20 protein-coding genes and 1 other annotated feature are annotated in these 23619 nt (G+C 38.3%); of the genes, 4 read left to right on the forward strand and 16 right to left on the reverse strand.

Annotated features, from left to right (window positions below):
- Positions 1-10 precede the first annotated feature (10 nt).
- The 3 genes from IHV11_RS08090 to IHV11_RS21475 all read right to left on the reverse strand — a co-directional run bounded on the left by IHV11_RS08090 (position 11) and on the right by IHV11_RS21475 (position 3234).
- A complete protein-coding gene (locus tag IHV11_RS08090) occupies positions 11-1216 on the reverse strand; it encodes a GTP-binding protein (RefSeq protein WP_197194311.1) in 1206 nt (401 codons plus the stop codon).
- A gap of 163 nt (positions 1217-1379) precedes the next feature.
- Positions 1380-1877, reverse strand: a complete 498-nt coding sequence (locus IHV11_RS08095) for a hypothetical protein (RefSeq protein WP_197194312.1) — start codon at positions 1875-1877, stop codon at positions 1380-1382.
- A gap of 85 nt (positions 1878-1962) precedes the next feature.
- Complete coding sequence (locus IHV11_RS21475) at positions 1963-3234, reverse strand: M24 family metallopeptidase (RefSeq protein ID WP_197194313.1); 1272 nt, start codon at positions 3232-3234, stop codon at positions 1963-1965.
- A 128-nt stretch (positions 3235-3362) separates the two neighbouring features.
- Between IHV11_RS21475 and IHV11_RS08105 the strand changes: the two genes are divergently transcribed.
- Positions 3363-4691: an oligosaccharide flippase family protein gene (locus tag IHV11_RS08105; RefSeq protein ID WP_197194314.1), complete on the forward strand. Its 1329-nt coding sequence runs from the start codon at positions 3363-3365 to the stop codon at positions 4689-4691.
- Between the two features lie 49 nt (positions 4692-4740).
- On the opposite strand, the gene IHV11_RS08110 is transcribed toward IHV11_RS08105, so the two are convergent.
- The 7 genes from IHV11_RS08110 to IHV11_RS21375 all read right to left on the reverse strand — a co-directional run bounded on the left by IHV11_RS08110 (position 4741) and on the right by IHV11_RS21375 (position 13527).
- Positions 4741-5181: a hypothetical protein gene (locus IHV11_RS08110; protein WP_197194315.1), complete on the reverse strand. Its 441-nt coding sequence runs from the start codon at positions 5179-5181 to the stop codon at positions 4741-4743.
- Between the two features lie 23 nt (positions 5182-5204).
- Positions 5205-5960, reverse strand: a complete 756-nt coding sequence (locus tag IHV11_RS08115; protein WP_197194316.1) for a TspO/MBR family protein — start codon at positions 5958-5960, stop codon at positions 5205-5207.
- A gap of 96 nt (positions 5961-6056) precedes the next feature.
- A complete protein-coding gene (locus tag IHV11_RS08120) occupies positions 6057-7835 on the reverse strand; it encodes an ABC transporter ATP-binding protein (RefSeq protein WP_197194317.1) in 1779 nt (592 codons plus the stop codon).
- Entirely contained in the window at positions 7832-9571 is a 1740-nt protein-coding gene (locus IHV11_RS08125) for an ABC transporter ATP-binding protein (protein WP_197194318.1), read from the reverse strand. Before IHV11_RS08125 ends, IHV11_RS08120 begins: the two co-directional genes overlap by 4 nt.
- Before the next feature lie 221 nt (positions 9572-9792).
- Positions 9793-11334 (reverse strand): FAD-dependent oxidoreductase, encoded by a 1542-nt coding sequence (locus IHV11_RS08130; protein WP_197194319.1) that lies wholly within the window; start codon positions 11332-11334, stop codon positions 9793-9795.
- A gap of 342 nt (positions 11335-11676) precedes the next feature.
- Positions 11677-13296, reverse strand: a complete 1620-nt coding sequence (abc-f, locus tag IHV11_RS08135) for a ribosomal protection-like ABC-F family protein (RefSeq protein ID WP_197194320.1) — start codon at positions 13294-13296, stop codon at positions 11677-11679.
- Positions 13297-13404: 108 nt separating this feature from the next.
- Positions 13405-13527, reverse strand: coding sequence for a hypothetical protein (locus IHV11_RS21375; RefSeq protein ID WP_255520073.1), 123 nt, complete (start codon positions 13525-13527; stop codon positions 13405-13407).
- Between the two features lie 164 nt (positions 13528-13691).
- Here IHV11_RS21375 and cbpA point away from each other — a divergent pair, with 164 nt between their 5' ends.
- Positions 13692-14342, forward strand: coding sequence for a cyclic di-AMP binding protein CbpA (cbpA, locus tag IHV11_RS08140; RefSeq protein WP_197194321.1), 651 nt, complete (start codon positions 13692-13694; stop codon positions 14340-14342).
- 44 nt (positions 14343-14386) lie between these two features.
- On the opposite strand, the gene aroA is transcribed toward cbpA, so the two are convergent.
- Genes aroA through aroC form a run of 4 tightly spaced genes read right to left on the reverse strand, consistent with a single transcriptional unit; the run spans position 14387 to position 19042 of the window.
- On the reverse strand, positions 14387-15670 hold the full coding sequence (aroA, locus tag IHV11_RS08145) for a 3-phosphoshikimate 1-carboxyvinyltransferase (protein WP_197194322.1): 1284 nt from the start codon (positions 15668-15670) through the stop codon (positions 14387-14389).
- Between the two features lie 14 nt (positions 15671-15684).
- The gene (locus IHV11_RS08150; protein ID WP_197194323.1) at positions 15685-16782 is read right to left on the reverse strand and encodes a prephenate dehydrogenase; all 1098 of its coding nucleotides are present in this window, start codon (positions 16780-16782) and stop codon (positions 15685-15687) included.
- 16 nt (positions 16783-16798) lie between these two features.
- Positions 16799-17872 carry a 3-dehydroquinate synthase gene (gene aroB / locus IHV11_RS08155; RefSeq protein WP_197191053.1) on the reverse strand — a complete coding sequence of 358 codons (1074 nt, stop codon included), beginning with the start codon at positions 17870-17872 and terminating at the stop codon, positions 16799-16801.
- Positions 17873-19042, reverse strand: a complete 1170-nt coding sequence (gene aroC, locus IHV11_RS08160) for a chorismate synthase (RefSeq protein WP_197194324.1) — start codon at positions 19040-19042, stop codon at positions 17873-17875.
- A 153-nt stretch (positions 19043-19195) separates the two neighbouring features.
- Positions 19196-19404: a binding site (T-box leader), on the reverse strand.
- Positions 19405-19719: 315 nt separating this feature from the next.
- Here aroC and IHV11_RS08165 point away from each other — a divergent pair.
- On the forward strand, positions 19720-20799 hold the full coding sequence (locus IHV11_RS08165) for a bifunctional 3-deoxy-7-phosphoheptulonate synthase/chorismate mutase (protein ID WP_197127905.1): 1080 nt from the start codon (positions 19720-19722) through the stop codon (positions 20797-20799).
- A gap of 56 nt (positions 20800-20855) precedes the next feature.
- Here IHV11_RS08165 and IHV11_RS08170 read toward each other — a convergent pair whose 3' ends face one another.
- Positions 20856-21056 (reverse strand): DUF6501 family protein, encoded by a 201-nt coding sequence (locus tag IHV11_RS08170; RefSeq protein ID WP_197194325.1) that lies wholly within the window; start codon positions 21054-21056, stop codon positions 20856-20858.
- A gap of 155 nt (positions 21057-21211) precedes the next feature.
- Here IHV11_RS08170 and IHV11_RS08175 point away from each other — a divergent pair, with 155 nt between their 5' ends.
- Positions 21212-22174: a quinone oxidoreductase family protein gene (locus tag IHV11_RS08175; RefSeq protein ID WP_197194326.1), complete on the forward strand. Its 963-nt coding sequence runs from the start codon at positions 21212-21214 to the stop codon at positions 22172-22174.
- A 207-nt stretch (positions 22175-22381) separates the two neighbouring features.
- Here IHV11_RS08175 and IHV11_RS08180 read toward each other — a convergent pair whose 3' ends face one another.
- Positions 22382-23353: a nuclease-related domain-containing protein gene (locus IHV11_RS08180; protein ID WP_197194327.1), complete on the reverse strand. Its 972-nt coding sequence runs from the start codon at positions 23351-23353 to the stop codon at positions 22382-22384.
- Positions 23354-23619: the final 266 nt, after the last annotated feature.

The raw sequence follows: 23619 nt of genomic DNA on the forward strand, positions 1-23619 counted from the left end.
TTTGTTAATATTATTCACTTTCAGGAAAACTAGGTAACGGGTCTTTAAACTCTCCCCAATCTTCGTTATTCATTTCAGAGTCAGTTAATAAGCAATGATCTAACTGTTCTAACAGTTGTTCTTTGTTATAATCAATTCCTATAAACACTAGTTCAGTAATTCGATCACCATATTCTTCATCCCAGTTTGGATTATGACTCTTTTCTTCTTCTACTATTTCTTCTTGTTCTTCTTTCGGCAGTGCTGCCACCCATTGACCTGCTGGCTGGAAGATAATACTCGTACCTGCTTGACTTAACAAAATTGCCCAATCGTTTCGAGAGGCTACCCAAATAAATCCTTTTGCTCGAACAATTTCAGCTGGCCAATTCTCTAAAAAAGTAAAAAGTCTTGCTGGGTGAAAAGGTCTTTTCTTTCGGTATACAAAAGAAGAGATTCCATACTCATCGGTTTCTGGAATATGATCTGTTTCAAGCTCCTTCATCCATCCTGCAGATTCACTTGCCTTCTCGAAATCAAACAGCCCTGTAGATAGAATATCTTTAGGATCTACTTTACCGTATTCTGTTTCAATTAGTTTTGCTTGTGGTTGTAATTTTTTCAATACTCTTTTGAGTTCTTCTCGGTCCTCTTTCTCCAATAGATCACACTTATTTAAAACTAAAACATCACAAAATTCTATCTGATCAATTATCAGGTCTACCACTTCTCTCGTATCGGTCTCATCTAATGCTGCTTGTCGATCCCATAAGCTTTCTCCAGATGCAAAATCGTTCCAGAATCGATTTCCATCAACTACTGTTACCATCGTATCCAACTTGCATAAAGAAGCAAGATCAACACCTGATTCTTCGTCTAAATAAGTGAAAGTTTGTGCAACTGGAATCGGCTCACTTATACCCGTTGATTCTATGAGAATATAATCAATATCACCGTTTTTTACGATTCTTTCTACTTCTATCAGTAGATCCTCTCTTAGGGTGCAGCAAATACAGCCATTTGTCATCTCAACGAGCTTTTCTTCTGTTCTAGATAACTGCGTCTCATTTTTTATCAATGCAGCATCAATATTGATCTCACTCATGTCATTAACGATAACAGCAACTTTTAATCCGTCTCTATTTGATAAGACATGGTTCATTAATGTAGTTTTACCTGCTCCTAAAAATCCACTCAACACGGTAACTGGAACTCGTTTTGTCAGTGTATGTAACATGTATTAAAAACTCCTTTTAAATCGTAATGATTACGATTAATATCGTAAATCAGGTTACAAAACAAGTCAAGGCTTAAATGCTTACGTTCTTATTTTTCTCATGTTTATGAATAAAAAAGCACAAAAAAAAAGACGTGTGTTCACTACGATACACGTCTTTTTCTTAAAAATCGTTCCATTCAATTTTTCCGCATTTGTTTTCTGGATCAAGTTCAATAGCAAAATTATGCTTCTCATAAAAATGAATAAGCCGCTCAACATGTCCCCAATCTCTTTTTGCAATATCGCCTTTGATTGTTGGAATATTCTTATCTGATGCCGTCTCTTTCAAATAATGCATACAGATTGAGCCGTAACCTTTGTTAGCAGGTCCTTTAATATCACCAATATGCAGAGTGTTTCCATCTTCATAAACTGCATCAATTGAAAAGTCCCATCCATCATACCTTGATTCACAGTCATTAATCATAATTTTACATTGATCCAATTGTTCAGATTTATATACGATCACAAGGTTATCGTCCTTTGTTTGATCCACACCGATCACATCATAACTTTTAGCAATTTGCTTCATATCGTTCTGCATACGCAATAATTGAAACTCGAGTTCGTTGCGATCGAGTTTTGTTTCTTTGTCTTGTTCTTGTCCAAGCAATAGCATTTAATCTAATCTCTCCCCTACAACAAGCTGAAACACACAGTTTCTCATTGTACTAGAGGTGAATAGATATTTCAAATGTATTTTATTACCACTTAGGCTCGATTAAATAAAATTCTGTTTGCCTGCCTGTAAAAAATTGCATTTTTCCTTCTATAAAACAAACCGTCTCTTCTAGATAGATCGGAACAGCTTTGTTCCATTCAGGTATGAAATGTCTAATGTTAAATTCTAGTGCATAGCATGTGTTATTTTCAATCCTTAGCTCTCCCCGAACAGGAATATATTCTTGTTTATCATACAGTCCGATAATCGGTCCTGCTCCATGACAATGATAGCCGATCGGATGTGAATAAAGCATGGCGTCCATATGATTTAGTTTTGCTTTTTTTAGTACACTTAAAAAAACTTCATTACCCGTCATTCCTACTTTACTTTCTTCAAAGAAAAAATCTTCAAATTTGTTCGCCTCACTTAATGCGTTTATTAGCCCTGCAGGAGGTTCTTTTTCGTTATCTCTAAGAACATAAGCTAATTGTTGTGTATCTGTGCAAAGACCTAGATATTCTATGCCAAAGTCAAGATGTAGAATATCGCCTGGACGTATAACGTCTTCCAATCTGTCTGAAGATCCATCTTTTCTTTGAATATCTACAGTAGGATAGAAGGATGTTTTCAACCCTAAGTCTCTAACGTATTGTCTGATCCACCCAACTATTTCCTTTGTTGAGGTTACATGAGGTTTGATCAGTTCGTTCGTAAACGTTTGTTTCACAATTTCTTTTGTTATCCCTTCTAATGTTTTATACGAATTAAGTTCAGACTCTGTCCTTGTTTGAAACCAGTCAATTGCAATGGATTCAGATGACATCAGTTTTTCTTTATGTCGCTTCCCTAAGACTTTCACTAATTCCTCATAATTTGAGTAACTTAATCCATCACAAAAAGCATAATGAAATGAAGTATTAATTGCTATGGATTCAGGGTCGTATTTATCAACCAATCGTTTTAAACCGGTAAAAGAGTCTTCACTTTCTCTCACTGGGAAGCATGAGTAAAAAGGTTCGAAGTTTTTGTTTGAAGAGATAACAAACCGTTTAATTTCGTCAGAATGGATATCCTTAACAAATGCAAGTATGGTTAGCCTTCTTGAACTATCGATCGCAGATGGAAAGAAAGTCTTCCCTAGTGGATCTTCCTTGTATTCTTTGCCGATTGTTACCCACATATCAACGTTATGCTTCTTCATTAAAAAAGGCAATAAATGCTCTAACCTTTCAAAAAGCCACTGATCCATAATCTTTTCTTGTTCTGATAATGATAGAATTTGATTTACATTTTGTTCTGTATGTAATGTCACAATAATCTCTCCTTGTTCTGCTATATGCTTATCTTTCTCTTTCAATGTTTAAAGTCCTTCGAGGTCTTGTTTCCTTTTTTTTGCATATGAATAAAAGGACAACGTGTACAAGGAGATGCACTCATCGTATGAATATATTTTTTAGAGGAGTATTGCTGCTTGCTGCTGCTGCATTAGTTGGTGAAAGTCTAGAATTCATTGTGAACATGGTGTTAGCAAGAGAACTAGGTGAATTAGGACTCGGGCATTATATGTCGATCTTTCCAACGGTCATTTTAATCATAATTGTAGCGAGTTTGGAATTACCGATCTCCATTTCAAAGTTCGTTGCAGAAAAAGAGGAGAAACAACACTATAGCATGTTGAAACATGCTACAAAGATGACGATATTGTTGACTGTAGCTATGATTGTACTCGCTTTAGTGATCCTGCCTTTCATACCCGTATTCAATAGTTATCATCCTTTAGTTAGATGGCTTATGGTCATTTTAATCCCTTTAATCTCCCTAACATCTATTGCTAGAGGGTTCTTTATGGGTAAACAACAGATGGGCAAACTGGCATTCTCAAACTTATTTCGAAAATTGGCTCAGCTCATCTTATTAACAGGCATCTATCAATTGTTCTCGTTTGATAATGAAACGGCAATCCTTATAGCCCTAGCAACTTTTGTAGGCAGTGAACTCATCGTTTTCGTCTATCTCTTCACGGCTTATTTAATTCAATACAAAAGAATGCAAAATCACAACAATGAACATCTTTCATCAAACGAAGTGACTAGGAGCCTTATGGCTGTAACCATTCCTACAACCGGCTTACGTCTGTTTCATGCTGTTACAAACGCCATACAGCCGTTTTTGATCAAATATTCACTGTCACTTGCAGGGTTTTCAGGAGTTGCCGCAACAGAAGAGTTTGGTTTATTAGCAGGAGTAGCAATATCAATCGGCTTCTTCCCAGCATTTATTGCTCACTCCCTTTTAGTCGTCTTAATCCCCACAGTTTCAGAAGCTACGGCTAAAAAAGATGTAGAAAAATTAAAAAGCCTTCTTATTCGTGTGATGGGCATAACTGCATTATATGGGTTTCCGGCCGTTGCCATCTTCTTAATGTTTTCAGAAAAACTTACCTTAATGTTCTTTCATTCGCAATCGGCAGCTACGTATTTAGAATTGTTGTGGCCTAGTTTTTTATTTACATTTTTCCTAATACCTCTCCAAGCTTATCTGATCGGTCTAGGCTTAATTACAACAGCATTTGTTCAGTCGGTTTGGGCAACAACGTTATCGTTTGTCCTTATGTACATGTTAGGGTCACAACCATCATTAGGGATGCATGGCATCATCATTGGAATGAATGCAGGATCCGTGCTATTGATGCTTCTTCATTACTTCTCAGTATGTAAAGCGATCGGAATCAACACGTGGTTAAGTGCAAGAAATAACTATCAAGATTAAAAAAGCGCTTAAGCGGGATATGTTTCTCGCTTAAGCGCTTTAGTCTTAACTACACACTTGTTGAAATGGTTTGTGCTAAATAAGCCTGAACACAGTACTGTGATTGTTCTTGTTTTTTGAAGACCCATTGTGAAGGTATTCGAGAACGAAGAAAATCGAGTTGTTCATCTGAGAGGTTCATGTCTATACCAGATTCATTCATTAAAAAGTCGTCGTTTTCTTTCAGTTTATATTTGGTCTGCAATAAGTTCAACAATCCCCTAATTGTTATAAATTTAAAGGTATAACCCGATGTAATCGCAGAAACAACAGTTTCCCGGTTTTGTTCTGCAAACTCAAAAAAGAAAGTCCAGCTTGATTCTTCTTTCCCAACATGACGGAGTGCTTCGTAATCCTTAGTTTCAATCACTTCTAGTAGTCTTTCCCCCGAAACACCACCTGCTAATGCTGACTCCATCAACAAACCTACCGGCATCGATAACTTAACCATTCGTAACTCTCCCTCTGAAGTTCCTATTTCATTGCTGTTTCTCCATTTTTTCTAGTGACAGCTCTCCAAATTATAAAGATCAAAAGTAAAATAGCTAGTGAAAAACTCGTATAAGTGAGAACGTCTATCTCACCCTTATGTCTAACACCTATTCCGATAAAAGCCCAAACAAAGACGAGCGGATAAATGATATCTTTGTTTTGAATCGTAAAAAAGATCGCCAATCCCGTACCAACAATAAGCATGATCACGGTCCAAGTAACAGATGAAAGTCCAAAACCATTCCAACCGCCATACTTTAACACGACCGCTGTATTTACGATTGTTGCCACACTGATCCATCCTAGATAGACCGAGAATGGAAGTCGAACGAACGAAGACTTGTTATCTTGATTTTGGATCTTCGTATAGATCATGATGAGTGACAATAAGAGACCGATCATCACAATCCAAGATAAACCTAGAAGTTCATAATGCCAAACAAATATCCATGCACAATTTAAGATACAGTTCAAAACGAACCATAAGCCGATGCTTCTATACACGGTCTCATTTCTGTTCTTAGGCAGCACTTGAATGATCACCCAGAACGTTAATAGCAAATATATGAGTCCCCATATGGAAAATACATAACCTGCTGGAGTGATCAACACATTGTACTTTGCTGATAACTCTCCGGTTGTTCTTCCATTCAAAGGTAATGCATTGGCCAAATAATTAACAAAGATTACTGCGGCGAGTGCTGCGATATTCAGAAAAGCTCTAATTGTTGCTGACATGAAGGTTCCCTCCTTTGGATATATAGTTTCATATATACCCAAATTAGAGTGGAATTATGAGGAAAAGGCAATCTAAGTTAGATTACCTTACCATTCTTAACTGCTAAATGCTTGTGTCCCAATATCCGCTTCACGTTTAAACAACCTGCTGTATACGCCATTATCAGACTTCAACAACTCATCATGAACTCCGTCCTCGATCATTACTCCGTTTTCTAAGACAATAATTCGATTGGCAGCTAAGACGGTTGAAAGTCTATGCGAAATAATAATGAGCGTTTGTTTTGATTTTCTTTTATTGATCGCTTCGTTGACTTGTACTTCTGTGATGGGATCTAAGGCAGAGCTCGCTTCATCAAGAACTAAAATAGACGCATCTTTTACAAGAGCTCTTGCTAATGAAAGCCTTTGCTTCTGTCCTCCTGATAATAGACTCCCTCTTTCTCCAACTAGCGTGTTGAGTCCATCCGGAAGAGTAAGTAAGAATTCACCTAGACCGCTGTCTTTTAGCGCACTTATCAATTCATCATCAGTTGCTTCAGGATTGGCGATTCGTAAGTTATCAGCTAAAGAACCATTTCGAAGCTGTACATCTTGTGAAACGATCGCAACTTGTGAACGAAGCCACCCTGCATCAATTTTTGATACGTTTTTTCCGTCAATAAAGATGGAACCACTCTCAGGCTCATACAATCGCAACAATAGATCTACTACAGTCGATTTACCAGATCCGCTCGGCCCTACAAGTGCTACTGCTTCTCCGGATTTTACGGAAAATGATAACCCTTTTAAAACTTTATCGTCTTTTTCAGGATAACCGAATGCTATATCCCTAAATTCAATTTCCCCTTCAATTTGTTGTGGAATAAATCCTTTTTCTGTTTCAGCACTTGATACTTCTTGGCTGAGTAAAAGTTCAGAGCGATCTAATGCAGGACCGGTCCTTCTTACTGAAAGCCAGTTTCTTAACATTCTCTGCATCTCATTAGCAGCAATTGCCACAAGACCTGCAGCAGTAAGCATCTGACCAGCTGTTAATTTATCGTTCCAGATTAAGTATGCGCTAAGACCATAAACGACTGCTAATGCAAGTCCATTGTAGCTTCCGATTACCACGATGGATTGCATCCTTGCTTTTAATTCATGACGAGATTCTTTTATGAATGATTTTCTAATCTCAGCAACACTTGAAACCTCACCATCGGAAACGCCCAAAACCCGTGAAAGATTGATACCGGTTACAGACTCACGAAGTCTCTCAAGATAACGAGAAGCTTCTTTTCTGGCATTCGCCGAAGATTGTCGTGTGCGTTGACCGACAGCGTTTGACGTTAAATAAAAGATAACACCTAACACAACACTCGTAATCATTAAATAAGGATGAATCCACAAAAGTACGATGCTGTATAAAATAACACCTTGCACAGATGCCATAAAGGTTGATCCTTCCCAAGCCAAGAAATTATGGAGTGTATCCGGATCATCAGAAACACGAGCCATCATCTCACCAGATTGGTTGTTTTGATAAAAGGAAAAAGGTAAGTTCTGCAGATGTTTAAACAGTCTTAACTTTTGCCAGTTCGTTACGGTCTTCGCGACCTGGTGACAAAAATACTCATCGATAACCATCAGGATTAAATCAGCAACTGCGGCAAAGATCAATAGCCACATCAATCCCCATAATAGTTGATTGGACTCACCTGGTAGAATTTTATCCACAAGCCAACCGAGTGCAAGCGTCGGAATTAGCGCGGAAAATACTTGAGATATAGCGATAACAAACGCATCAGCAAATACCCATTTTTTATGTGGTTTTAAAAAGGCTAGAACGCGTCTGCCATCTCGATTTTTTTGTTTCGTATTCGTTTGGCTCATATCGCTCTCTCCTTTTCTAATTCACTGTATTGCGCCATATAAAGTTCGTAATATTGTCCTCGCTCTGCAAGAAGTTCATCATGAGTACCCGATTCTGCTACTACACCTTTGTCTAGGAGTACGATTCTATCTGCATCCCTAACGGTGATCAGCCGGTGTGCAATCGTGATTGTCGTTCTGCCTGGTATGAGTTCATCAAGAGCAGACTGAACGCGTTCTTCTGTTTCCCCATCGAGTGAAGAAGTTGCTTCATCAAAGATTAATAGAGCAGGATGTCGAAGAATAGCTCTTGCAAGAGCAACGCGTTGTCTTTGTCCACCAGAAAGCTTAAGTCCACGCTCACCAACGATTGTTTCATAGCCTTCTGGTAAGGCTGCTACAAAATCTGTAAGTCCTGAAGCATCACATGCCGCATCTAAATCGGCTTGTGTTGCATCTTTTCTTCCATATAATAAGTTCATCCTCAGTGTGTTGTTAAGAAGAAACGTTTCCTGAGAGACGACTCCTACTTGCTGACGAAAAGAATTTCTGTTGAACTCAAACAGGTTTTGTTGGTCGATTTCAATAGAACCAGCTTCGGGTTCATAAAGACCAAGCAGCAATTGAATAAGCGTTGATTTTCCACCGCCGCTCGTACCAACGATTCCAATATGTTGCCCAGCTCTCATATTCAGTGAAACGCCTTTTAACACATATTCTTCTTTACCTGGATAACGAAACCAAAGATTATCAACATCAATATCTCCACGAATCGGTTGCATGTTTGGTAGGTCATCTTCATGTTCTTTAGGTAAGTCAAAATATTCATAGATTCGTTGAAGAGCAGGGATAGCCTGCTGAATGATCAATGCGTTCTCAGCGAGTGAACGAATGGGAAAAAACATCGTAGGAATAAACCCTAAACAAGCAACAAGTGTTCCAACCGAAATGGTATTATTCCAGACCGCCATTCCTCCAACAAGCATTACTACTCCGGGTGTAGCAATATTGAATAGATTACCAAGACGCCAGTTTACTTTTCCGATCAAAGCAGCACGTATGGAATAATCCTTCCAATCTGTTAGCTTTTTATCTTGTGTATGTATTTCTCTTTCTTGTGTTTGAAAAGTACGAACTAGTCTTGTTGATTCGATGCTTTCTTGAAGGTGGTGATAAATATCTGCACGCATATCCCTCTGAACAGCACTCATTTTTCTCATAGTCGTTCCGAGTTTAAATGATGGGTACAGATAGATAGCGAATACACAGAACATAACGATAGCTACTGGCCAGTATAGAGCAAACACTGCAATAAAGGCCGCGACCGCACTCACTACTTGTTGTACGAATCGAGGTACGACCGTATTATTTAAGTTCTGTACAGCTTCTACGTCGTGAGTGAGACGATATAGCATATCTCCACGAGGTGTAGTCGTGAAGAATGACATCGGTGTTTTATGCAATCGTCCAAATGCACGCATCTGCATATCTGTGATAACATCTAAACCGATCTGAATTTGAATAAATTCTTGTAAGGATTCAAATATCACCTTAAATAAAAACGAGAAAAGAACCCCTGCGACTAACCAACCGATCATATCCGTCATCTCATTCGGCAGAATTTCATCAACAAGCTTTCCTGCTAGTATGGGTGGGATTACCGTAAATGCGCCACCGATCAACGAACAGATCAAAGCAAGAAGAAGTCCCCTCCAATAAGGCTTAAAGTGCTTTAATGTTTCTCTTAAAAGCTTCATATTTCATTTCCCCCTCTCGCTTTCAAGCACTTTATTTTATACTAAATTCATAAAATTTTCATTATTTTTACTTGTTATTTTTTTGAAAATATAAGAATAAATTCATTGATATTTAGTTAGCACTATATTAAACATGAAAGATTTTTATTCAAATTTAATGTTTAACCAAAAAAACAACTTATTAAAGCAAATAAGCACTTTAATAAGTCATTCTTGTTCGTTTATTGTAGTTCTACACGTTTGAGAGGCTTTTTCGCTGGCCCTTCAACGACTGAACCATCGTATGAAAAACGCGAACCATGACAAGGACAATCCCATGTTCGATCACCGCTGTTCCACTCTGTCTCACAACCAAGATGTGTACAAGTCGTATCTACGATATGAAGTTCTCCGTTTTGATCTCGATAAGCCCCACATCTCTCTCCGTCAACCGTTACGGCACAACCCTCATCTTTATTTAAACTTCTTGGATGTTTTGACGGTTTGTCTAGCTTCCCAGAAACAAAATGCTTAGCAACATCTGCGTTTTCCTTGATAAACTGTTTAATATCAGAGGGATCAGCTTGAAATCTTTGGGGCTTGTAGAGTTCAGCAAATGCATTCTTCCTACCCAAGATATGATCTCTAATGATTAAAGCAGCAAGTGTGCCTGTCGTCATTCCCCACTTTTTGTAACCTGTAGCCACAAGAATGTGATCATGCTTATGCGTAAGCTTTCCGATGAACGGAATTTTATCTAGTGTGATTAAATCCTGAGCAGACCAGCGATAAAGTACCCTATCTAAGTTTAACGATTTTTTTGCTTCCTTTAATAAAGCCTCATAGTGCTGATGAGTCGGGATTCCTTGTCCAGTCTGATGACTTTCTCCACTAAGCAGTACGATCTTTTCTCCATCTTGTAAGATAGACCGATAGGAAAATGAGGTTTGATCTACTCCCATATACATCCCATTTGGAAATGTATCTTGTGTTTTTACAGCCAATACATATGAACGCTCTGACATCATTCTTGTAAAATAAAAACCCAATCCATCAAAAAACGGAAAATGTGTGCAACAAGCTACAAAGTCGGCAGTAATTTTGTGTCCGTTACTTGTTTGCACAACAGCTTTTTTGTGTTTCTCTTCTATAATATCTGTTGCTGTCGTGTTTTCGTAGACCTCAACACCTAGCGACTCCATTTCTTGTAATAACGCTGCTAAATATTTTACAGGGTGAAAATGCGCTTGATTTCTCATAACAAGTGCTTTTTTATGCGGTATGTTAAATGGAATTTGTTCGACCAACTCACCATCGATCTCTAACTGTTGATAAGCATCAGCTTCTTTGTTAAGCTTTTTGATTCCTTCCTCAGTGTTAGCATATAGAAATGCATCGTGTTTCTCAAAGTTACAATGAATATTGTTTTGTTTAACAAGATTCTCAATAAACTGTTTAGCTTGTTCATTTGATTCATAATACTGACGTGCTCTTTCTAACCCTATATGTGAAATAAGGTGATCATAGATAACATCATGTTGAGAAGTGATCTTTGCTGTCGTATGACCAGTTGTTCCATTAATCACTTTACCTGCCTCAATCAGTGTAACCTTTTTGCCTTCTTTCGCTAGAAGATAAGCTGTAGTAATACCGCTTATCCCCGCTCCTACAACAACTACTTCCGTTTGATTATCTTCATTCAATACAGAGTATGTAGGTAGATTTAATTGCTGCCTCCAAATCGGTTCTGGAAACTGCGGCATGTTATTTTCATAGTTACTCATAAGATATCCCTCCTGTTTAGACACGTTTTCTCACCATTATTCCCCATACATTGAAAGAACAATCAGTAGAAAATGAATAAAAGAAGGCTCTTTTCTAAAGGAATGTTTTTCGAATATTTTGGAAGTAGTTGATTTCCGTTCCAGGTTGTTCGCTTTCCACGGGGCAGGCGGTGAGCCACATTCGTACGTTTCACGTATAAGTGTCTCACCTGTCTAGTTGCAGTGGCTAGCCCCTCGAGTTCACGCCCCTTGAACGAAAACCAACACTATAAAAACAACAAAATATAACCAAAAAGAAACAGGCTATTTAAAATAACCTGTTTATCAGTAGAAAAGTTGAAATTAAATACTTAACCGCTTTTCAAGTGCATAATCAAAATTTCCACTATAACTCTCTAGGGTTCCCTCTTCTAACCAAATGGTACGTTCAAAGAGTTTGTTCATAAAGTATCGATCGTGTGAGACTGATAGAATCGTTCCATTAAACTCTTCTAGTGCTAGTTCTAAGGCTTCACGTGAATCAATATCTAAATGGTTTGTCGGTTCATCGAGTATTAAGAAATTAAATCCTTCATAAACAAGCTGTGCAAGTCTGAGTCGTGTTCGTTCTCCACCGCTAAGTTCATTTCCTTTTTTATAAACGGATGCGCCGTAAAACAAAAACTTTGCTAAGTGATGCCGAGCTTCTCCTTCTTCCATCGGTACTTTTTCTCTGAAGATATCCAGTACGGATTGAGTTGATTCAGCAATAAGGCCTTTTTGAGAAAGGTAACCGATTGAAACGGACGGTCCAAGCTTTATCGTGCCGCTGCAGTTTTCAAGAGTTTGCAAGGTCTCTAGCAGTGTTGTTTTTCCAGAACCGTTTTTACCAACGAGGGCTACTTTCTCACCATATCGTATCTGCAATTCGAAATTACATAATATGGAGCGACCTTCGATTTCTTTACTAAGCCCTTTTATTACCGCTACATCTTGGCCACTTCTTTTGTTTACTGAAAATTCGAAAGCTGCTTTTTTACGTTCCAGTTTAGGGCGTTTCATACTCTGTATTCGATGAAGGGCTTTCTCCATGTTCCTCGCTCTTTTGAAGAATTTTTCATTTCCTGAACGTGCTCCCCAATCTCTTAGTTGTTTGATCGACTCTTTAATCTTTTTAACTTTCTTTTGCTGTTCTTCATATTTCTCAAATTCTAGAAGAAGGTTATTCTCTTTTTCTTTGAGAAAACCTGAGTAACTTTGATGATATAAGGTACATTCACCATCTTCTATATCAATCGTCTTTGATGTAACTCTATCTAAAAAGTAGCGATCATGACTGATAATAATAACGGAACCCTTATATTTTTGAAGATAATTTTCTAACCAATTCATTGTTTCGATGTCAAGATGATTGGTAGGTTCGTCTAAGAGTAAAAGCTCAGGCTCTTTTAATAACAAACATGCTAGACCGACCTTCGTTTGTTCTCCTCCACTAAGTTGCTTAAAAAGGTGTTGAGAGAGTTGAGTTAGACCTAAACCAGCCAGAACGCCATTTATCTTCGACTCAATCGCATAACCACCAAGCTCTTCAAATTCTTCTTGCAGTCTGTAGAGCTTATTCAAATTTTTGTCTAATCGGTGTGTTTGATCTGGATCACTTAACAATGCATTAACATGTTGAATTTTAAGTTCGATTTCATTGATTTCTTGAAAGGCTGCAGAAACCACATCATATACCCTCATATTCTCCGTATGCTCAGGAAGTTGTTCCAAATATCCGATTTCCGCATCCTTCCTGATGGCTATAGAACCTGAGTCCGGATGGTCAATTCCGCTTAGCAGCTTAAACAGAGTCGTTTTTCCTGAACCATTTTGTCCGACTATACCTACTCGGTCTTGTTCGTGAATTTCAAAAGATATGTTTTTTAGTATCTCATTTCCGCCATACATTTTCTTAACTTTATGAACAGTGCATATTATCATTTCATTTTCTCCTTTTAATCCAATGCCACTGCCCTTTTTTGTATACAAAAAAACCATGAGCAACATACCTGCCCATGGTTACTAACAATAAAAAAGGATAGGGTAAGGTTACTTTGTGATGTACTTTAATGTTTTAACTGAAAATGGACAGACTCCGCCAATTTTAGAAAATACATAAGTAATTGCACGGAAAACAACCAACCAGTTAAACATTTGTACACCTTTAAGCATGCCTTACACCTCCTTTTAAAAATTTATTAAATATTCTAGTAATAGTATATGGTATTATTGCTTAATATGCAATTAGTAATAAAGTTGAGTAAAAAGAAAGGTTATTTGCTTTTTTTGTCGAAATAGTTTTAAATATTTATATTATTCTGAAAAGGGTGTGTCTTATGAAAGTAAAATCCAACTATCTAACTAAATCTAAAGTAACGTATGTAACAGAGAACATGTCAATCAGCGAAGCTCGATATACTATTATCCAATCAGGGTATCGCTGCATACCCGTTTTGGATGAATCAGAACAAAAATTTGTAGGTCTTCTTTTTAAAGAGACTACATCTGATTATATTATTGATAATGTTGGATCAGTGAAAGACCATGTTAGTAGAATTGTAGAGGAGAAAGATGCTTTTATTCATGAGAATACAGCTTATTTCAAAGTGCTCTTCACGATTAGACGCTTACCTTTTATGGCTGTGGTCGATGATGATCATAACTTCTTAGGAATCATTACTCACTCAAAAGTAATGGATATACTAGAAGATTCTTATGGCATTAAGAAAGGTGGTTATTCTTTAACGGTTTCAACCACAGAAGGAAAAGGTTCGTTAAGAAAGCTATTTACAGCTATTCATGAAGAATACAATATTGAAGGTGTTTTCACCCAAGACGCGGGTAAGCAATTTCTTCGCAGAGTTGTTATCACTTTCAATGAAAGTGTATCGCGTGATGAGATCGATGAACTTGTTCACCGAGTAGAAGCGAATGGATTCAAGGTGGCAGACATTGAAGATCTAAGAACATTTTCAAGTGTTCAATAATATAAAAAAACGTTCCCTTTTCATGACTGGGAACGTTTTTTTCTTTACTTTGTAAGATCATTCAGTTGTTCAAAGAATGAAGGATACGAAACAGCTATTGCTTCACTGTTTGCAAGTGTTGTTTCACCTTCTGCGATACAAGCGGCCACACTTAACATCATTCCGATTCTGTGATCACCGTAGCTTTGTACAGATGCTCCATGTAATGAAGACTTACCGTGGATGATCATACCGTCTTCTGTTGCTTCAATATCTGCACCCATTTTCTTAAGCTCGTTCACTACGGTCTCAATTCGATCTGTTTCTTTCACTCGAAGTTCATGTGCATCTTTTATAATCGTCGTTCCTTCCGCTTGAGTTGCGGCTAGAGCTATGATTGGGATTTCATCGATCAGTCGAGGAATAAGATCGCCTTCAATAATCGTTCCTTTTAAGGCAGAGCTTTTGATGACTAAATCTCCAAAAGGTTCTGAAGCTTCATCATTTTTATTTTGGTAGGCTATATCTGCCCCCATATTTTTCAGCACATCTAATATTCCAGTACGAGTTGGGTTTAACCCTACTTTTTTTAGTGTAATCTCACTGTTTGGAACGACCGCACCTGCCACTAAAAAGAAGGCGGCTGAAGAAATATCACCTGGTACTTCAATATGAGTTCCTTTTAACTTCTGGCCACCTGCGACCGAAACAGATAGTTCATCCGTTTCGACTTCTACTCCAAACGCTTTTAGCATGCGTTCTGTATGGTCTCTCGATTTGAAGGGTTCTTTTACAGAAGTGGTTCCTTCTCCATCTAATCCTGCTAGAATAATAGCCGATTTTACTTGAGCACTAGCGATCGGAGAGGTGTAATGTATACCTCTTGTTTCGCCACCTTTAATGTGAAGTGGAACCTTGTTTCCTAAATCATTCCCATCAATCGTAGCTCCCATTTCTTTTAAAGGCTTGGTAACACGATTCATTGGTCTTTTTGCGATCGAATCATCACCTGTTAAGATCGATTCAAAAGGTGTGTTTGCAAGAATGCCTAGCATCAGCCTAATCGTAGTACCCGAATTCCCTACGTACAAATCTTCTGAAGGTGGTGTTAATCCAGTAAGTCCTTTTCCTTCTACTGTTACTTTTTCACCTTCTTGTAGAATTGAAACGCCGAGTTTCTTGAAACAAGAAATAGTACTTAAGCAGTCTTCACCTGTTAAAAAACCATCAATTGTCGTCCGACCCTCTGCAATGGACCCAAACATGACTGCTCGATGTGAAATAGATTTGTCTCCAGGCACTTTAATAGATCCCTTTAGTCGTTGAATGGGTTGCAATTGTTTTGTCATAGAATAGTGCCTCCTTATAAAGTAATTTGAGTTAAATAATTCTCATTCTGTAGAATGTCTTGTGCTTGGTCTCGATCATTATCATCTTGGAAGCTCAATCGAAGTACTCCGTTGAGTCCTTCTCTTACTTCTAAAATACTCAAATTAATAATACTAATTTTTGATTGTGCCAGAAGTGCAGTAATGTGAGATAAAGCACCTACTTTATCGAGGATATCCACATATAGATCTGAAAACGGATGAATCGCACCTTTTGACCGAACAGGTAAGGAATCTCGGAATGATTTTGCACCTTCAAAGTAATCATAGAGTTCCGATTCATCTCCCTTTTCAACGAACTCAATCACCGTATCCATCTCATTTTTCCACTCATTTAATAGTTTAAGAAGATGTGACTTATTTTGACTGACAATATCACTCCACATTTTAGGAGAGCTTGAAGCAATACGCGTAATGTCTCGAAACCCTCCTGCTGCAAGTTGCTGAATCAACGGTTTTTCCTTCGCATGATTTTGCGCAATCCTCACAAGGCTTGAGGCGACAAGATGCGGAAAGTGACTTATGATTCCAGTAAGAAAATCATGTTCATCTGGGTCAGTAACGAGAAATTTTGCTCTTGTCCCTTTTAACCATGTCTTTGCTTCATCGATATCTACTTCAGTAGTTAAGGAGTTTGGTGTCAAAAAATAAAAGGCATTTTCCAACAGATGTACCTTTGCACTTTCCACTCCTGTTTTGTGCGATCCAGCCATAGGGTGACCACCAATAAAACGAATGCCAGAAACGGCCATTTCCTCTGCTTTATTCATAATCGATTTTTTTGTGCTTCCAACGTCCATAACTAACGCTTTAATTACAGGTGAAATGATAGCTAGTTTCTCCATCACCTGCAACGTTGCTTCAACAGGTGTTGCAATTATGATTAGATCTGCTATTGGGGCAATCCCAGTAAAGTCTGTAACAGCTTCGTCAATTACGCCTATTTCTGCTGCCTTTACACTGTTGTCAGCATAAACGTCGTACCCATAGATTGTTGCTTCGTGTTCTTGTTTGATAGAAAGAGCGATTGAACCACCAATCAATCCAACCCCTATTAGTAAGACGTTCTTCATGTAGTCATACTCCTTTTTAAATCTCTCCTATAAAAGAAGATAATTTACGCTCTAATTCTTCTGAAGTAAAAGGTGACAAATAGGGCTTACCGAAACCGTTCAGCAGCACCATTTGAATCATGCCCTTTTCAGCTTTCTTATCTTTTTTCATACGATTGATTAATGAGGAAGAAGATAAATGCTTAGGAAATGACGGATAACCTAAAGATGTTAACCACAGTTTTAGTTCTTTTCCTAAATTTTCTGTGCCCTCGTTTAGTGAAAGTGCAAATAGCATACCTAATGCAACTGCTTCACCATGAGTGATGCCTTTGTATTGAAGCTCTCCTTCTATAGCATGGCCGAGTGTATGACCAAAGTTCAAATATGCCCGAATTCCTTTTTCTTTCTCGTCTTGTGTGACGATCGCATTTTTTATTTCGATGCCTTTTATAAGAGCTTGCTGTAGACAGTCACCTTTTAGATCATCAATGGTTTTAACGTTTTCTCTTAACGAACGATATAGATTTTCATCAGCAATCAATGCGTGTTTTACGACCTCCGCAAAGCCAGATCTTTTTTCGTTAAGTGGTAAGGTAGTCAAGAAGTCTGTGGAATAAATCACCGCTTCAGGTTGATGAAATACCCCGATCATGTTCTTACCTTCAGGGTGATTGATACCCGTTTTCCCACCTACTGCACTATCATGTGCGAGTATAGAAGTCGGGATTTGAACAAAGCGAATTCCTCTCATATAGGTTCCTGCGACAAATCCAGCAAGGTCTCCGATCATACCGCCTCCAAGCGCAATAACAACAGATGACCGGTCGAGTTCTTTAGTTAGAGCAAAACTTTGGCAAGCCATATAATTCTCAAAAGACTTTTGATCATCACCAGCCTGAATTTGTATCGTTTCATGAGTGAATGCATCACCGATCACTTTTTGTACGGTTTCTAAATAGAGGGCTCCAACGTTTTCATCTGTTATGATCAATAGGTTCTTAGGTGAAGGATTCAGATTTTCAAGAACTACTTTAAGCTGATCAATTACTTTTTCACCAATAAAAACCGGGTAGTTCTTTGAAGGTGTTGTTATGTGTATCGTGTTCATTTAAAACACCCTTGCACGTTCTTGGTGCTGCACGATGTTTTTCTTAATCACTTCCATGTTATCTTGTCCAAATTGATTGACTAGGGCACTTGCAAGCTCCCAAGCAACTACAGATTCTGCTACAACACTTGCTGCAGGAACTGCACAGCTGTCAGAGCGTTCAATGCTTGCGGCGAAGACTTCTTTTGTTTCAATATCCACACTGTTTAGCGGCTTGTATAGAGTAGGAATCGGCTTCATCACACCACGGACAACAACTGGCATTCCGGTCGTCATTCCTCCCTCAAAGCCTCCTGCGTTGTTTGTTCTTCTTGTATAACCACGTTCGATATCCCAAACAATCTCATCATGCACTTCACTTCCAGGTTTTCGTGCTGCTTCAAAACCAATACCGATCTCAGCACCTTTAAATGCATTGATACTCATAATAGCTGCTGCTAATTTTGCATCGAGTTTATTATCATAATGGGTGTAGCTTCCAACGCCTACTGGCATACCTTCTACGATTACTTCTACAACCCCACCGATCGAGTCTCCGTTTTCTTTTGCCGAATCGATGGCATCCATCATCGTCTTTTCAACATTTTTATCGAAACATCTAACAGGTGAAACCTCCGTTTTTTCACGAAGTTCTTCTAACGATTCATAGGAAGTATTCTCAGCTATTACACCACCTAGTTCTAACACATGTCCTCCAACTTCAACACCAAGTTCTTTAAGGACCTTTTTCGCAACAGCACCTGCTGCAACTCTTACAGTTGTTTCTCGGGCTGAAGAACGTTCTAGCACGTTTCTCATATCTCGATGATTGTATTTGATAGCACCGTTTAGATCTGCATGACCCGGTCGAGGTCTAGAGATAACACGTTTCACTTCTGCGTTGTCGTCTTCGAGAGGTTCAGCACCCATGATCTTCGTCCAATGAGTAAAGTCTTTGTTTTCAACAATGAGTGTGATCGGCGAGCCGAGCGTTACTCCGTGACGTACACCACTTACGATCTGAACCTGATCTTTCTCAATCTGCATTCGACGTCCGCGCCCATGCCCTTTTTGACGTCTAGCTAGTTCTTCGTTAATATCTTCTGCTACTAGAGGCAAACCTGCTGGTACACCTTCAATGATTGTTGTGAGTTGAGGGCCGTGTGACTCCCCTGCTGTTAAATATCTCATGTTCTATTCCTCCCGTTTGCCTGTTTATTTATAGAAAAATCTTTGCTGAACCGTTTATCTTTGAGTCAGCCTTAGTTGTACATAACATTTCCCTTTTTTACTTATTGCACTTGTAAAAATAGTTCTGATAGTACAAAAAAATCCCTGCTAATAAGCAGGGACGAATTATCATCGCGGTACCACCCTGACAGCAAAGAATATATCTTTGCCACCTTCATTTTGTTAACGGAAATTTTTCCGGCCTTTTTCAAAGCATGCTCAAGAATTGTAATTCGTGAAAGGCTATGTACTGATTTGCACCACCATCAGCTCTCTAATAACAGGGAACCATTTCACTACTGCTGTTCTTTCATTGCGATTTGTTTTATAAAGTTATAAACAGTTTTAGCACGTTGAAGCGCTGTTGTAAAGGAAATTCATTCATTTTTCTTAAAATTTACATTACCTTCATCTATATGTCAAAAAGCTTGTAAAACAGGCTGAAAAATAATTTTTATCTTTTTTTGTGTAAGTACTTGACATTCTTTTGAAATCCCTTTAAAGTTACAAACAATACTTTATGAGACACACGCTTTAAAGCGCGAAAGTGTCTATGTAACGATGTATATATATAAGCCTATGAGCGGCCGCGATATAGGAACTAATGACAGTAGTATAAATATGGGGAGGAACCACACATGTCAAACGAATTAGCAGACTTACGCAAACAGATGGATGATATTTCTTTAAAAATTTTAGAACTTTTAAATGAACGAGGTAATGTTGCACAACAAATTGGAAAGCTTAAGGAAATGCAAGGAGTTAAACGGTTTGATCCTGTAAGAGAAAGAGAGCTATTAGATCTGATTGCTTCTCATAACGATGGTCCGTTCGAAACATCAACGGTACAGCACATCTTCAAGCAAATCTTCAAAGCGAGCTTGGAGCTCCAAAAAGATGATAACCGAAAAGCATTACTCGTATCTCGTAAAAAGAAACCTGAAGATACGATCGTAAATGTAAAAGGTGAAAAGATTGGTGATGGTAATCCCCACTTCATCATGGGTCCTTGTGCGGTAGAAAGCTACGAACAAGTGAAGCAAGTAGCAGAAGTCATTGCAGAAAAAGGATTAACACTAATCCGAGGTGGCGCATTCAAACCGCGTACGTCTCCTTACGACTTCCAAGGTCTTGGACTTGAAGGATTAAAGATTCTTCGTAAAGCAGCAGATGAACATCAGCTCGCTGTTGTAAGTGAAATTCTTAATCCGAACGATATTGAGATGGCGCTAGATTATGTTGATGTGATTCAGATCGGCGCACGTAACATGCAGAATTTTGATCTATTGAAAGCAGCTGGATCTGTGAACAAACCAGTATTGCTGAAGCGTGGGTTAGCTGCGACGATTGAAGAATTCATGTACGCTGCAGAATACATCTTGGCTCAAGGTAACTCACAAGTTATTCTATGTGAACGCGGTATTCGTACTTACGAGAGAGCAACTCGTAACACACTCGATATTTCAGCGGTACCTATTCTTAAAAAAGAAACGCATCTCCCGGTAGTTGTGGACGTAACACACTCAACGGGCCGAAAAGACCTTCTCCTCCCTGCTGCTAAAGCGGCAATGGCGATCGGAGCCGATGCAGTTATGGCTGAAGTACATCCTGACCCAGCAGTAGCGCTATCAGATTCAGCACAACAGATGAACATTCCAGAATTCCATGAATTCATGGATGCTCTATTAAACAAGGAAAAAAAGAAGATTCATTCTTAATAGATAGAATAAGCCTGGCTCAATGAGTCAGGCTTATTCTTTGGTCGCTTTTTGGCTTAGCCTTCGAAATATTCTTTGTAGTATCCGCCTATTTTCCCTGTGTTATCTACTACAAAATAAAATTCCTCTGTTTCATTTTTTAGTTCATATGTTTTGCCGGCAGTTAAAGCACGGTTAACCATATATTTTTCTGCATCTGTATGTACGCATTTGATCTCGCGAATTGTTTCTCTGTTCGCCCACTCTAAATGAATCATGAAGTCTCTCTCCTTTAAGAAATTCTTTTGTTAAATCATAATGTGCCCTGCCTTATCTGTCAAATTCATTTTCTAGAGCTCCTTTCCTAGTATTTCACAGATTGTTTCGGTTAATATGATAAGGAAGATAATTATTAGAATGGAGATCTACATATATGAAAGCATTAGTTTTTGACTCATTCGGTGGTCCGGAGGTTTTAGACTATCGTGAAATTAAAAATCCAGTTATTGGTGACCAAGACATTTTGGTAGAAATGAAAGCCATTGGCTTAAACTTCGCTGATGTTTATAGAAGAAAAGGCAATTATCATCTAGAAGGAAAGCCTCCTTACATTCTAGGTTATGAAGGAGCAGGGATCGTTAAAGAAGTTGGCAGTGCTGTTAATGGTGTTTCTGTTGGAGATCGTATCGCATTCGCAGATGTACCCGCTGCAAACGCTGAACTGGTCGTTGTCCCTAATGAAAAAGCAATACCCATTCCAGAAGGTGTTTCCTTTGAAGCAGCAGCCTCTCTTTTGTTACAAGGGTTGACTGCACACTATCTGACTAGAGACAGTTTTTCGATTAAACAAGGTCATGTTGCATTGGTTCATGCTTCCGCTGGCGGTGTTGGACAGCTATTGATTCAGATCATCAAGTTGCTTGGCGGAAAAGTTATTGGTCTAACATCTTCAGAAGAAAAACGTCAGGTCGCTTTTGAAGCAGGAGCGGATTCAGTATTCTTGTATAATGATAATTGGACAGAAAGCGTGTTGACTGAAACATCTGGCAAAGGTGTAGACGTTGTTTACGAGTCAGTTGGTTCTACGATAATGGACAGTTTCGAAGTTACAAGGATTGGCGGAACTGTAGTATTCTTTGGTATGGCTGGCGGCGACCCTGTGTCCATTGATCCCCGCATGCTCATGGATACTTCTAAGACGTTGACCGGAGGCGACTTGTGGAACGTTCTAACCTCTCACGAAGAACGTGTAAAACGTTCAAGCGAGCTGTTTGAATGGATTAAGGATGGAGATGTAAAAATTAATGAAACACCTTTCTCTTTACGTGATGGAGCAAAAGCTCATGAGTATTTGGAGAGTAGAAAGAGTACAGGGAAGATTTTGTTGATACCTTAATCAAATATTGGTGTGTGATTTAGGTGGCTGCATGTTGCAGCTGCCTTTTTTGCGTATTGGTTGTAAAATGCAAATTTATAATTGCTGCAATGAATGTAATTTACAACTATTTTTATTTGCATTTTGCAAGTGATATAGAAAGTTATAATAGTAGGTTTTTATCTTTGCTTTTTATTAGATTGAAATAATTTTATTTCAGTAGAGATATTAAGGAATCGGAAGTTGGTACTTTGCTGAATTAGTAGGTCCGCTCGGGGTAAGATTCATGGATTTTAGAAGATTTTTCATACATGTAGAAGAATCGATGTGTAAAAAACGTCTTAACGTTTTGTTCTTAACTGGCTCATCAAAGATCAGTGCGTAGTCTTGGATTGCTCTTATATGAGCATCTTTGGACTTTTCATTGCACTTAGTACAAACCCAAGTACTTCTCTCTCGTCGCATAGGAACTTGATTGCAGTCTGGACAAAAGACTCCAGTAATAAGATCTGTTTTCTTGATGTTATATGTTTTTAATACGTCTGGATTATGCTTTTCGTGTTGCTTTAATAGCTTTGTAGTAAGTTTTGAGAGGTCTTTCTTTGAGAGGATTTCTTGATGGATGGCTGAAAAGTCTTGAACTTTATTAGCTAGACCCTTAGCTCGAATAATATGGGCCGCTTTCTTGCCATAATGCGGTGATAGCGTAATAAAAGATTTAGGATTTGTTAGAACAACGAGGGAATAAAGCGGGATTTTAGGCAACTGATTTCTTGTGAACCAGCTATCCAGATATGATTTTTGTTGTTGGACCTGGTTTACTGGATCAGGAAATGTTTCATCTATTCCATTTTTCGTTCTTTTCATCTGATCGAAGTGATGATCAAAATATAGATCGCCTGAGAGATTTTTAACTTCGAGCAAAACGCAAAACGAAGAATGAAGAATCAGACAGTCAATCTGAAAGTAGTACTTTTTTTCTTTATCTCTTGGAAGTCGCAAGTCATGAAAAATGAGGTATGAATTCTCATCTAAATCGTGCAAAAAATAATCTAATGCCACTTCACCTCTATAACCTGCTGAATATCTAGCAAATTCAATTTGTAATTCACCGTGTTTCAGATGATTGTGTACTAATCTTTGTAAGATGGCGTCTAATTTTAATAGTTTCAGGGGCTTGGTACGTGGTTTTTTTATCAAGGTATCACCTCTAGCTATTTTAGTACATATGTCATTCGATAAAAATTGATAAAAAACCTTTATTTTCAGCAATGGTTTGATGAATAATTTTTTGCTCGGAATTTAGGTTGTGCACAATTAAGTCTAAATTGAAAAAATTAAGTCAAAAAAAGACTTTCATTAAGTCGTTTAGCCTACCAATTAAGCTGACACCAACCACAATTAAGCCGAAAATCAAAAATAAAGGCCATTCGACAAATCCAGCCAACCTTCCCTGCAAAACACTC

Origin of the sequence: Fictibacillus sp. 26RED30 (genome assembly GCF_015903845.1) — a bacterium.
Classification (GTDB): domain Bacteria; phylum Bacillota; class Bacilli; order Bacillales; family Fictibacillaceae; genus Fictibacillus; species Fictibacillus phosphorivorans.